This is a genomic window from Ruegeria sp. Ofav3-42 (genome assembly GCF_022347725.1).
Classification (GTDB): Bacteria; Pseudomonadota; Alphaproteobacteria; order Rhodobacterales; family Rhodobacteraceae; genus Ruegeria.
In genome coordinates this window covers 18,621-31,287 of the sequence record NZ_JAKRGB010000026.1, presented here as the reverse complement: position 1 = coordinate 31,287, position 12,667 = coordinate 18,621, and the positions used below count along the sequence as shown (strand labels likewise).

The 12,667-nt window shown below is 53.2% G+C and carries 9 protein-coding genes and 3 pseudogenes; 3 read left to right on the top strand and 9 right to left on the bottom strand.

What is annotated here, in order from left to right:
- Nucleotides 1-67 precede the first annotated feature (67 nt).
- Entirely contained in the window at nt 68-268 is a 201-nt protein-coding gene (locus MHN28_RS23240; RefSeq protein ID WP_239345235.1) for a hypothetical protein, read from the bottom strand.
- 138 nt (nt 269-406) lie between these two features.
- On the opposite strand from MHN28_RS23240, the gene MHN28_RS23235 reads away from it, so the two are divergent.
- Both MHN28_RS23235 and MHN28_RS23230 read left to right on the top strand, forming a co-directional pair.
- Nucleotides 407-1,036, top strand: coding sequence for a DedA family protein (locus MHN28_RS23235; protein WP_239345233.1), 630 nt, complete (start codon nt 407-409; stop codon nt 1,034-1,036).
- A gap of 530 nt (nt 1,037-1,566) precedes the next feature.
- Complete coding sequence (locus MHN28_RS23230) at nt 1,567-2,925, top strand: adenylate/guanylate cyclase domain-containing protein (RefSeq protein WP_239345231.1); 1,359 nt, start codon at nt 1,567-1,569, stop codon at nt 2,923-2,925.
- Nucleotide 2,926: 1 nt separating this feature from the next.
- On the opposite strand, the gene MHN28_RS23225 is transcribed toward MHN28_RS23230, so the two are convergent.
- Together MHN28_RS23225 and MHN28_RS23220 are read right to left on the bottom strand one after the other, a co-directional pair.
- Nucleotides 2,927-3,598, bottom strand: a complete 672-nt coding sequence (locus MHN28_RS23225; protein ID WP_239345229.1) for a PP2C family serine/threonine-protein phosphatase — start codon at nt 3,596-3,598, stop codon at nt 2,927-2,929.
- Nucleotides 3,599-3,848: 250 nt separating this feature from the next.
- Nucleotides 3,849-4,231, bottom strand: a pseudogene (locus MHN28_RS23220) (transposase); the annotation flags it as partial.
- Between MHN28_RS23220 and MHN28_RS23215 the strand changes: the two are divergent.
- The gene (locus MHN28_RS23215; RefSeq protein WP_239345227.1) at nt 4,161-4,502 is read left to right on the top strand and encodes an IS110 family transposase; all 342 of its coding nucleotides are present in this window, start codon (nt 4,161-4,163) and stop codon (nt 4,500-4,502) included. The pseudogene MHN28_RS23220 and the gene MHN28_RS23215 sit on opposite strands and share 71 nt — an antisense overlap.
- Nucleotides 4,503-4,862: 360 nt before the next feature.
- Here MHN28_RS23215 and MHN28_RS23210 read toward each other — a convergent pair whose 3' ends face one another.
- The 6 genes and pseudogenes from MHN28_RS23210 to MHN28_RS23190 form a co-directional block, all read right to left on the bottom strand.
- Nucleotides 4,863-8,516 carry a WD40 repeat domain-containing protein gene (locus tag MHN28_RS23210; RefSeq protein ID WP_239345225.1) on the bottom strand — a complete coding sequence of 1,218 codons (3,654 nt, stop codon included), beginning with the start codon at nt 8,514-8,516 and terminating at the stop codon, nt 4,863-4,865.
- Nucleotides 8,517-8,594: 78 nt separating this feature from the next.
- Nucleotides 8,595-9,281: pseudogene (locus MHN28_RS25170) on the bottom strand (serine/threonine-protein kinase); the annotation flags it as partial.
- A gap of 15 nt (nt 9,282-9,296) precedes the next feature.
- Nucleotides 9,297-9,758 (bottom strand): hypothetical protein, encoded by a 462-nt coding sequence (locus MHN28_RS23205; RefSeq protein ID WP_239345224.1) that lies wholly within the window; start codon nt 9,756-9,758, stop codon nt 9,297-9,299.
- 111 nt (nt 9,759-9,869) lie between these two features.
- Nucleotides 9,870-10,760 (bottom strand): adenylate/guanylate cyclase domain-containing protein, encoded by an 891-nt coding sequence (locus tag MHN28_RS25165; protein ID WP_239345222.1) that lies wholly within the window; start codon nt 10,758-10,760, stop codon nt 9,870-9,872.
- 320 nt (nt 10,761-11,080) lie between these two features.
- Nucleotides 11,081-11,844 (bottom strand): annotated as a pseudogene (locus MHN28_RS23195) (IS5 family transposase); the annotation flags it as partial.
- 51 nt (nt 11,845-11,895) lie between these two features.
- The gene (locus MHN28_RS23190) at nt 11,896-12,597 is read right to left on the bottom strand and encodes an IS6 family transposase (protein ID WP_239345220.1); all 702 of its coding nucleotides are present in this window, start codon (nt 12,595-12,597) and stop codon (nt 11,896-11,898) included.
- Nucleotides 12,598-12,667 lie beyond the last annotated feature (70 nt).

The window sequence follows — 12,667 nt, the reverse complement described above, 5'->3', positions numbered from 1 at the left end:
ACGATACCAGCCCGTCATGCTGAGAAAATGCGGAAAACTCTATGCCCAGGTGGCAGAAGGTTGGGTTTCAGAGCAAAACAGGAACGGATTCTAAATCCAAACGGCCCGGTTTAGGGGGCTGGGTCAGATCCTTTGCGACTTGAGCATCGGCCTCCCTTCGCTTCTTTCGCGCCAGTTGTTTTCCTTTCCGTCTCGCGAGCCTTTTTTCTGGCGAGGCGAAGAGAATGCGCCGAAAACTCGTGCAAAATTCTTTGGTTGTAAAAGCCATTTTAGTTCCTCCCGCGGTCCGCAGTGAATCCATGGCTTTTAACTGGTATCTATAAGTTGGTTCTTCTCTTCCAAATCATTAAGAAATGTACATCGAGCAAACCGCTTTGGGATCGTTTCGGTAGGGCCGGGTTTTCAGATGCATCACTTCGCAGACAACTTCGAAAATCTTATTGAGAACTACGGGCTATTCGTCCTTTTCCCCACGATTTTTTTTGAGACCTTTGGACTGCCACTTCCTGGAGAAAGTGCCTTAGTGGCTACATCGGCGCTTGCAGCAAAAGGAACTCTGAACATTTTCGCGGTTGCAGCGGTTGCCATTCTTGCGGCCATAGCTGGTGACAATGTTGCATACCTGATTGGGCGAAGGTACGGCCGCGCGATCATCCTGGCGTATGGATCGCGTTTCGGCATTACCCAGACGAAGTACGATTCCGTGGAACGCGCGACAAACAAATATGGTGCCTATGTTGTTGTCTGCGCGCGCTTTTTTGTATTGCTGCGGCAGTTAAACGGTTTGGTCGCCGGTTCAGCAAACATGCCTTGGATAAAGTTCTTTTTGGCAAACGTTGCGGGCTCCGTGCTTTGGGTATTGTTCTGGACAACTATTGCATACCAGTTCGGACATCGCGTCTCGCTACTACCCGATGCCGTGCATCATCTTTCGCTGATAGGTGCCGTGTTGGTTCCTGTAACTTTGGTGCTGGTGTTTGTGTTTGGCCGTAGAGCTCTGTTGAAACGAAAAGCGTTGGCAACGAAACAACCTTGAGCAAGTTGCCGCCGTCAACACAGATCGCGCAGGACCGCAGCGATACATCCGAGCCCGCAAAGTTCTCCATTCGAATCTCCCATGTTCACAGATCTCCTGTGATCCTATCGGGATCTCAACATCTGATCAGGGTCAGCCCAATTACACATGCTTTGGGTCGAATCCCTGGTGGCCAGCGAACGTGATCTCGGTTTGATGCTGCGCAGTCTCCGCTGAATGATTGTCAGCAATTCAATCCTTGGCGTGACTGGTTCGCATTCGCCTAGCACCACCGCTGCAGCGACTTACTGAATTTGTTAAAGGAGGGCTCGGTGTCAATCACAGCAAGGCCACACAGAGCATGTCGGCAACCTCTTTCCGCAACATCCGGTCATCTTTGCTTTCTGGAACATACGCCAGCGCGAGCCGACTTTTCTCGAAACGAAGCTCAGCGATGCTGGCGTTGAGGAACAACAAGACGGTTAGTAAGTTTGTGCGTTTTTCCTAATGCTTGTACACTCCACACTCACGAGCATTGGGCTGAACGACGGATGTCAGAGGTCGATCGCAAATTAACCACCATTCTCGCCACCGACGTTGTCGCATTTTCCAACATGATGAGTCGGGACGAGCCCGGTGCGCTGCACGCCCTGAAAACCTGTCTTGGGAAAATTGAAAACTGCATTCGCGAACACAATGGCCGCGTGTTTGGTGGTGCCGGCGATTCACTGATTGCCGAATTTTCCAGCCCATCCTCGGCGGTGTTGTGCGCCGTCGATTTCCAGAACAAGATTGCGGCCCGAAATCGTGACTGTCTGAAGCAGCAACGTATGTGGTTCCGCGTCGGCATCAATCTGGGTGACGTTATGATCGATGAGGAAAACCTGTATGGAGAAGGGGTCAATATCGCAAGCAGGTTGGAGGAATTGGGAGAGCCGGCTGGGGTCTGCATCTCTCACAAGGTGTATGAAGAAGTGCGGCGCAATCTCGCGCCGACATTCGTTGACAGCGGCAAGCACGACCTAAAAAATATTGACCTGCCCGTGCGTATTTACCATTTTCGTCCGGACGATCAGGACAAAGATACGAGTTTGACCGGCTGTCGCGGCAAAGAGCACCGCCCCGTACCGGCCTCGCCAAAGCCAGCCGGTCAAGCAGTTCACACACTGGCCTTGCGGGCCATAAGGGTGGCTGGTGGCGAGGAAGCAAAGTTTCTGGCCGAGGGGCTACGAGACGGGTTGCTCAACAGCTTGAGCAAGGATTCGGAAATCGGACTGATCCGCGAGCAATCGACAGTAGGACAAGATGCGGATTTTGTTCTCAAAGGCTCGGTTCGCAGGTGGGCCGATCGACTGCGCCTTACGTTCAGCTTGATTGAATTGGCAAATGGCACTCAGGTTTGGAGCGAACGATACGACCGCAAGAGCGGCGACATCTTCGATCTGGAAGAAGAGATTTCGCGGTCGGTCGCCGCTGCCATTCGCGTCAAGTTGAAGGACTTTGAGTTCGAATGGTTGCGAAACACGAAGGACGATGAGCTGTCCGTCGCAGATCTGCTCAGAAGAGGTGCCGCCTATTTCGCTCATGGCCCTGGCGAAAACGACAAGGTAGCGGCTTCGCTGCGCGCGGCGCTCACGCGGGAGCCAGACAACTCGATGGCAATGGCGATGCTCGCGTTCAGCCTGCACCGCAGTTTTGAATACTCACCGTTGGTACCACGCACAGAGTCCATAAATGAGATGAAGGGCCTGGCAGAGGCCGCAGTGAAGTTAAAACCGGACAGTTATTTTGCGCATCTTGTTGTCGCGATCCTGTCTCAGGTTTGCGCGACTAGTGATGATCCTGCTGGACCAAATCTGGGGGCGACTCAAATGCCCGGCGGAACTTCAGCGCATAGTATGTTTGCGTAATCTATCGTGAGGAGTGCTCGTGTTTTTGAGGAGCGCTGGTTTCCACCGACATTACTATGATGGAAACATTGTCGGGTGCTCCCTGCGCAAGTGTAGCGTCGAGCAGCCGCCCAACGGCGGTTTCGTTTGAATGAGACATGGACTGCTCGATGTATGGAATCGGAACTACATCCGTCAGGCCGTCACTGCAAATTAAGTACTTCGAGCCGTTACTCGGTTGCTCGATACCTGTATGGGGATCGATGTCATGGAAATTTGGCGTCCCGCCAAGGGATTGAGACAATGCAGGTTTTGCTAAGCTCGGTATGTGTGTCTCAGATGCGAAGTCATCGACACTTAACTGGTGCAAAACACTATTGTGAAAACGAAAGACTTTACTATCGCCCACATTGAACCAAATAAGCCGTTCAGAAAGGCAAACAACGCCCGCAACGGTCGTACCCATACCCTCCAATAGTGAGTTTCCCGCTCCCAATTCGTAGAGGGTTCGATTTGCACTTCTCAAGAATTCAACAAGTTCATATGAACCCTTTAGCCTTGGTCTAAGTGAAAGAAATGTGTTTGCGACCGTTTCACTTGCATACTCTCCAGCACGATGACCTCCCAAACCATCAGCAACCAGGACCAGGTGGCCGGTAGGCTCAGAAAACTCAAACCGGTAGGGCACAGTCATTGACCTCTGCTGTTTCCAGGATCCTGCCAAAATGCAATCCTGATTTGACAGGCGAGTGCTTCCGGTATTTGTAATGGCCGACCCTGAAATCTTCATGTTTGCATCAACCGAATTCGAATTACAGTTTCGCGGCTTTCGAAAAATGGGACCATAATTGGAGGGCGATGGTAAACCCAATTGTTTATTAATGCATCACTGATAACGAATCTATCTGTCGCAACTTCCGCACGAACTGATGCGATTTTCCAGGTCATGTTGACAAATGACGGAGCCAGAGGCGGTTTAATGTAATGTCGATGAAGGCCAGAAAGCTCTCCGTGGTTTTATCGTATCGTGCGGCCACACGCCGGGCGTTCTTGAGCTTGCTGAAGTATCGCTCGACGAGGTTTCGCAGGCGATACAGTGAGCAATCCACGCCGACCCGATTTTTCGCGGCTTGCGCATAGAGGTCGCCGTCATAACCACGGCCTGCTTGCAACACGCTCGGCTCGGGCAGGTTATCGGACATGACCAGATTGAACCTCAGAAAGCCTGAAGCCTGCCCGGCGTAATCTCTGTTCTCATGGGTAGGCCATCGGCGTTTGCGAGGAGGTGGATCTTGGTCGTGAAGCCACCTCTCGAAGGCCAAAATCCTGCCACAGAGTCCCCCCTTTCGCGCAACCGATCCGGTGAGTGCGATATCTCGGGTGGCAATTCCAAGGCCGGGGATGTCAATCTGAGGCGGGCGTTGTGCCAGGCTGCAAATGTCATGATGAACCGCGGACGCTCGACATGGCTGCGAACATGGGGCCCCAGCTCGCCCAACGCTGAGGCCGTAAAATTGCGATGGTCGCCCTTGCTCGGCGTATTTCTGTCATCCTCCATCGGATTTGGGTTGAGGGTACTGAGGCCCAACCTGATGTAACTCCGAAAATGACTTGCCCGTCTGTTAACGCACCCTTCGCCCGCATGATCGCAGGCTTTGGAGGTCCCGCAGGGGCGTGGTTCCGATGAAGCCGTGGGCAGGACAGTCGCTGACTTCAATCCAGCACGCCAATGAGATGGGCACATCGGAATTACATCGGACCAGCAACGTGCTGGCAACCAAAGCGTTGACCACGAACCCAAGCATGTACCCAGAGGATCTCACCCGTAGGCCGCGACAGAACGCAGGGCGAACACGAACAAGGTAAAGTTACACCGCCTTGGCGGTTCAAGCATTCTGCGCAAAACAACTTGACTGGGACAGGCTCGTTACCCAAGTCTGCGGCCTAACGAATCCTGACTACTCATGGATGGCATCACAACTGGTTGCTGGCTTTTGACTGCCTAGGTACTGTATTCGTCTCTCTCTGTCGAAAGTCGGGTTACCCAACGAGCAAGCAATCTCCAAACTCAACCTGTCCCAAACTCGGGTCACGCCCTCTTCACTTGTGGTTGCAAAGGAATGACCATCGGGCGCTAGTGCAATTCTCCAACTGGGGGCTGTGTGCACTTTCTGAACAGGCATGAGCCGTCGGTTGACCGCCGCGTCCCACCAATGCAACTCGCCTGATCTGTCGACCGCGACCAAAGTCGCTTCATCCGCCAGAAAAGCGATATCCGTTGCACCGCCTTTGTGCCCGCCGTATGAAGCCAGTTCTTCGCCGCTTTCCAAATTCCAGACCTTTACCACCTCGTCGCTTGACGCCGATGCAACTTTTAAATTGTCAGTCGAAAACGCAACACTCCACAGGGCATTATCGTCAGCGTCTATCACTTTCTCCAACTCATTTTGCGCAATACTCCAAATATAAAGCTTTCCCGTGGAGGAAGCTGCCGCAAGTCTGGATTCGTCCGGAGATATGGTAACTCGGTTTATGGCCGTTTCGGGCAACCCAATCGTTTTTACTATGCTTGTGTCTGCTGCATCAATTCTGTGAACCCCGTTCCCTGTGGCCGCAAAAAACAACGATGTCGCGGTAGGAGAAATGTTCCAGACCGGCGTCTGCCCCAAGCTGAATTCTTCTGTAAGCTGCAAGGAATTCGGGTCCCAAATCCGGATATTGCCGCCCCGATCACCAGTGATAAGGTGTCGACCATCTTGCGAGAACGCCACGGCCCAAACCTGATTTTGATGCCCCTTTAGCAACATGGGTTTCATTGTCGAGCCCACATCCCAAATCCAAACATTGCCGTCACCATCGCCTACTGCGATCTTGTTTCCATCCGGGCTATACGCAATGCCAAGAGCTTTTGTTCCATCTTCAAAGGCCAGTGTATTCTCGCTGCTTGTTTCATAAACTACCTGCCAAATACGGACCTGCTGGTCCCGACCAAGTGTCGCCAGGATGGGCACTTGCGTGGCAGTTTCGATATCCACTATGCTCTGGCTGTGTGCTTGAACCTCGTCCCCGATTGGAACCAAATTTGCATCTTCCATAATGAGCGTTCCATTCGCCGTAGCTCCTACAAGAACGTTTTTGGGGCCGGAAAACGCTGCTGCTACAACGGCGTCGACGTGGGTAAAGCGATCAACCACTGGGCCACCTGAGGGAAATCCGATCGTCGTTACCTTTCCATTCGTGTGGGAGACTGCAAAGAGACTACCATCGCTGCTGAAAGAAAGGTGGTCAGGATCGGGACCAAGCGGACCACCCGGTATTGGGGGAAAGGCAGGACGCGCATCAATGTCCACCCATCCATAGATGGATCCATCGACATTTCCGGCCACCAAACCTTCCAGAACCGGGGAAAAAGCTACCCGTTTGAATCCGAGTTGCTGTTTCGCCAAGGGTGGACCTATTTGCATCCCATTTGAAACGTCCCAAAGACGTACAGTACCATCTCCGGTGGCAGAAGCGGCACGCCTGCTAACTGAATCGAATGCCACGCCGAACGCGACGTCGTCACCGGAAAACAGCGTTGTGACCGGACCAATTCGAGAATGACCAACATCCCATAAACGGATCTCTCCGTCAGTTGCAGCCGACAAAAGGAGGTTTCCGTTCGGTGAAAATGCCAGGTCCCTAATACCCCCCGAGTGTCCTACCAATTCAGCCAAAACACCTTCATCCGAGTTGGTGCTGTGGATCACAATCCGGCCGTCACGCAATCCGACAGCCACCCTTTGCCCTGCGGCATCAAGGTCCATGGTTTGAGCGTCTCCGACCGACAGTGGGCTTCCCAACGGAACAAGGCCTGGTTCGCTCAGTTTCTGGCGCGCCATCAGCATTGCGGAACGTGCTTCCGAGGTGGAGTCGGCTGAATTGGCGCGTGCGATGGCTTCTGCGCTGAGGGAAAGGGCGAGCAGCGGGTCTGATTGAGTTAGTCCATTTGCGGCCGCTCCTAACGCGCGAGCAAACCGTTCGTTAGCTTCTGCGGTTGCGGCCACAGCAATCTTGCGGTTGCTTTCAGCGAGGTTAGAAGCACGAATAGCCATAATAGAAGCGCTCGTCGCCCCGATGGTCAGAACAGCCAGCGCACCAGCAGCAATCTGAAAGTAGAGACGCCGCCGCCGTTTGCGCCGATTTGATGCCGTCAGAGCCGCCTCGCGTGCCTCACGCGCCTGTCCAAGGAACTCTCGTTCGAGCCTTCCTAACTCATTTTCATTTTCCTCCGACCACTCTTCCGCAGCCAGTAGCCTTGTTCCGCGATACAACAAATCAGGTTCACGGCTATCCTTTTCCCACTCAGCTGCATCATGCTGAATACGTTGACGCATTCGCAGATCGTCTCGGCTATTTTCGATCCAAGAGGTCAATCTTGGCCACGTACGCAGTAGGGCTTCATGCGCGATTTGCACGGTCTCCTCATCCACCGTCAAAAGGCGTGCGTCTGTCAGGGCTTCAACAACTTTCCGCGTAGTGCCGGGTTCAGAGTCTTGTTCTACCTCATCTATTGGAAGCAACCTGCGTGTATCCGGCGTTCCCTCTCCGGGGGTTACCAATCGCAAAAACAACCTCTGCGTGGCATTTTTCTGATCATCGTCAAAAGTGTTGGAAAAAAGCGTCTCTGCTGTTTGGCTTATTGCGCCTGTCACACCGCCTGCCTCTCGGTAGCCATCCAGAGACATGGTCGCGCCCTTTCGCCGAATATAGGTTTCGTAAAGCGAATGCGCCACCAGAGGTAACGAGCCAGCTTCTTTGCCCGCTTCATCAACAATTGCATCTATCAGAGACCGGTCCATATGCAGCCCAGCCGCACGCGCAGGCTCACTTATCGCGCGGCGAAGCTCCGCGCGTGTCATTGGCCCAACCATCAATTGGTTCTCGGATATCCTGTCAGCAAGCCAGGGAATTTCCGCGCAGGAAGCGTAAAAGTCCGCACGAATTGTGATTACAACTCGAACTCGGCTATCTGCAGGGTCGGTCATTGCCGATAGGGCTTCTATGAACTTGTTTCTGCGCTCTTTTGTGACCAGGGTAAATAGTTCTTCAAATTGGTCTATGCAGATGAGCAATTCGCCTTCGTCGGCCGTCGCAAGGCGACGCGCTGCACTGGGATATGCGATGAAATCATTAAGTGAGACCTGAGCAGTTAGATGTGAATTGTCCCCAATGAGTTGGAAATACAAATCCGTCATCGGATCCCGACCGGGGGTAAAAATACAAACACGCCAGTTTTCGCTACCTGGTATTGCGTTTGCAGCCACAGCAGGGAGCAAACCAGCGCGAAGGACTGATGATTTGCCGCTGCCGGAAGACCCCCCCAAAACCAGCATTCGGCTTTGTTGAAGCCTGTTTACAAGTTCTTCGATCAGATCTTCCCTGCCAAAAAAATAGCTGGCGTCTTCTGACTGAAAAGCCGCCAACCCTTTGTAGGGACATTCCACCTGACTCTCAGAAAATTGCGTTTCGGCTTCAGACGCGGCTTCTCGTCGATCGCGGTCCAGAGCGTCATTCATCGCATTGCGCCAGGATAGCATTTCCTGAAACCGTGCCTCAGGGTCCAACGCCATTCCATGCTCGATGCAGTCGCGCCACATCTCTGGCAACCCAGTCAGGTTCTCGGAGATGCGATGAAAAGGAGGCGGCGCACGGCCCGTCAGGACGTGCCACATAAGCGCCGTTGCCGAGTAAATGTCGGTCATTGGAGAAACAGGTTCTCCGTTTTCAACCTGTTCCGGCGCTTGATACAGCGGTGTTCCGGCCATCATAGTCGCGCCTGTCACGCCAATCGCCATGTCTTTTGCGATTCCCAAGTCGGCCAAAAACACTCTTTCATCCGGCTCGACCAGCGCAGTGAAAGTGCTTGTGTTTTCATTGTCTTTCGGGCGCTTGATGCGTTGCAAAAGCACGTTTGCCGGCTTGACGTCACGATGCACGACGTTTGCTTCATGAACCGCCGTCAAGCCATCGGCCAGCGCATCAATTAAGATGCCCACACCATCGCGCTGAGCCAACAAGGCTGGTTCCAGACGCTTCAGGCGTTCGGCCAAAGTACCCCGATCCGCATAGTCCATGACAAAGTAAGGTCGCCCATCCTCCAGCCGCCCCACATCATGAACAGATACGACACGCGGTGACCGAATACGCCTCAGCAACCGCGCTTCTTCCAGGAAGTGGGAAATGACCTTCTCATTGCTGGCCAAGTTTGCGTGCAGAATCTTAAGCGTAACAGGGACTTCCAATTCTTCATCCCTGGCTAAGACGACGGCCGCAAAACCGCCGCTAGCAATTTCCCTTTCTACGGCATAACGGCCTATAAAAGCAGGGAAACTCATGACACATCCCTTGCCTCAGAGATGTTCCTGCACGTCCACGCAATGATATTTGCTCGCGTCCAGAATATTGTGGTCTCTGTCCGCCGCAGTGACGCACATTGTTGTGGCCCCGTCTCGCGCGGAGGTTGAGGCCGCCTCCTTGGTCACATAGGAGGGATAATCGCCATGTCGGTGCCATCGGCCTTGCTCGACATTAAACTCACTTTGAGCATTCCTGCCGACTTGCTCGACGGCATAACTTTCCCCCCACCAAGCGTGTAGGTGGTTCTTGGAGACGTCTGGTTTGAAGTTCGCTTCGTAGGTGATTGTAAGCTCGTCACCATTTTTTTCGACCGACACTATCCGGACTTCGCATCCGTCAACCGGACAGGCGTTAGGCATATCTGATTGTGCCGCTGCATCCACACCGGACAGAAATGCGGTTGCTCCGATGATCAAGCCAGCGCGACAAAATTGGTTCAAAAAAACAAACTGCATGCTTCCCTCCTGAGCTTTTGAATTCAGCACTGCAGGATAATCTTAGCACGAAAAGCAGATTTCTTTCTGAGACTTTCGCCACAGAACTCAGAAGCCTGACTTTGGAATTAGCTACCGACGCACGACTTCAAATTCGAGAGGTCGGGCATTGGCATGATGAGTCGGGAGGGACAACGAAATCAAACCACCGCCTGCAAGCATGACCGCTTCTCGTTTCAAGTGAACTTCTCTTTCGTTTTCAAACTTTACGTACGTCCCAGATGAACTCCGATCTGTTAGCATGAGTTTGCCATTTTTCATGTTCAGCACTGCGTGTAACCGCGAAACCCATGGCTGAGGCATAACTACGTCGCATTGTTTAGACCTGCCAATCTTAATTTCATCACCCTCTCTGCAACGCCATGAGCGGTCGTCATGATAGAGGATAAGAGTAAAGCTACTGCTCTGGGATCCTCGACTGAGACCGCGATCAATCAGCGTTGGCGTATGCACAACCGTACTCAGCCCGTCTGTGGGTGGTCGCATCGAATAAACTTTTACAGGATCGCTCACACCTTTCAGGTGAAGAGGTCCAATCGGAGTGAGCAACTGCTTGATGTCTGGGCTTAAGTAACTGGCGACGCTCTCGCTGACGCAAGCCTCGCTTGGGTTCGCAGCCGCGGCTAGCCTGGCAGTCAGGTTAACGGTTTCACCGAAAATTCCATTCTCAGCGAAAACGATTGGACCATGATGCACTCCTGCATGAACGGACAACAAAGTGCCATGCGGCTTGTTTATCATCTCCAACGCCGCCTTAGCTGCAGCATCCTGATCAAGAAAGTAACATAAGACGTCGTCGCCCTTTTGCCCTACAGGAATGCCTCCATGGGACATTGCAGCTTCTCTCAAGCGGTCAATCTCGAACTGTATCAGTTTTTGCGCCTGATCATCCCCCATTGCTTCATAGAACGGAGTGCTATCCGAGATATCTGCAATTATCGTGGTAGCGAGCTTTGATTTCACAGCGACGTTCGCGATTTAGTTTTTTGAAACAACATACCATTCGGCACTGAAGGCCTAAATTAGGTTAAGAGAGCTGAACTCTATGTATCAACCTGGCTGAAACAGTGGCTACGAACAGCCTAGCAATGTCGATCGAGAGTGCAGCACCGAGGCCCTGGCCAGAATACAACACTATTGGTTTTGTCAGAACAGATTTTCTGGAGATCGGAAGGGGCTCAATCGAGACGACAGCCGCAGCATCGATGAATAGCCGCTCTTCGTTTGGCTTTGCTGCAAAGTTTTGAGCACGCCGAGCCCTTAAGTGATCATACCGGAGTTAGTTAGGCTCCAGACTCATTGATTAACAACCAGAACAATACGGTAGCGGCCAGAGAAATGGCTGAGAGGAAGACCTTCGGGCATCTGTCATAGCGAATGGCCACACGGCACCAATCCTTAAGGCGCCCGAACATGATCTCAATCCTGTTTCGTCGTTTATAGCGGTGCTTGTCGTAGAGGGCAGGTTTGTCGCGCGATCTTCGGCCTGGAATGCAGGGCCTTATTCCCTTATCCGTCAGGGCTTCGCGAAACCAATCCGCATCATGGCAGCGAGCACGCAACAGCCAATCAGCCGATGGATAGCTGTTCACCAAAGCCCTGACCCCCGTGCAATCGCTCACCTGCCCGGCGGATATGAAGAAACTTACCGGGCGTCCGATGCTGTCAGGAATGGCGTGCAATTTCGCATTCATGCCGCCCTTTGTCCGGCCCTTCTCGGCAGCATCCTCAGGATGCGCCTGCCGGGCAGCGGATCAGCCTGCCGCCCCCTATTTCAACCGCAGGCTGGAGGCCGTGCGGTGCGCTTTGAGGCATGTTGTGCCTACAGCACGGCAGGACATTGCGCAGCAATGTCCCGAGAGGGGATCATGATGGTCTTGTGATCGGTTCCTACCGCAGCCAGCCCGGCCATGATCCGAGCGAACACATCATATCGCTCCATCGTTTCCAGCGGTTGTACAGCGTCTTTGGCGGCCCATACTCACGAGGGCATCGGACCACCTCAACCCATTGCGATTGAGGAAGTAATCCCACTCAACACACGCCGCGGTATTGTCACGTTAACTCCGTTTGACCAAAGAATGCTGCTGTTCGGATTTCAAGCCATTTGAGTGGCGGCATTCCATGCGTCAAATGCCTCGAGACGGTGATACCGGATTGTTGAGGCGGTGCGGCGGTGAGTTGGGGCGCTGACGCAATTGCGGACAGCTGAGTGGGTGGTCACAAACCGCTGTAATCCGCCCGGAGACCGATATCCCTGCATCGCTCGTTCCCGATTGCGGAACGGCAAGTGACTATTCTCGGCACGGTTGTTGAGACCCTTGTGCGACCAATGTTCCAGCCTCGGTGCAATCTCTCGTGTGGCGGCACCATAGGAACGAAGCTTGTCCGTGATGATCCGCTTTGGAATGAACCCAAGACGCTTCATCAGGCGGCGCAACAACCGCTTAGCAGCCCGTTTGTCCCGTTTCGGCTGGAGAATTTCGTCCAGTACGACGCCATGTTGATCGACCGCGCGCCAAAGCCAATACTTGCGGCCCGAGATCCTCACGACTACCTCATCCAGATGCCAGACGTCGTCTGGACGCCCCTGTTGGCGTCGCAGGAACCGAGCGATCTGCGGTCCAAATTTGATGGCCCAACGCCGGATAGTCTCGTAGGAAACATCGATCCCACGCTGCAGCAGCATTTCTTCAACTTCACGCAGGCTCAAATTGAAGCGAACATAGAGCCACACTGCATGAGCAATGATCTGAGAAGGAAATCGGTGACGCTTGTAGTTGATCGACGATGAATTCATCGATGTCACCTACGTCCAATTACTGGCATCAGCAACCGAACGACTGTTAACGTGACAACACCGTTTCAGC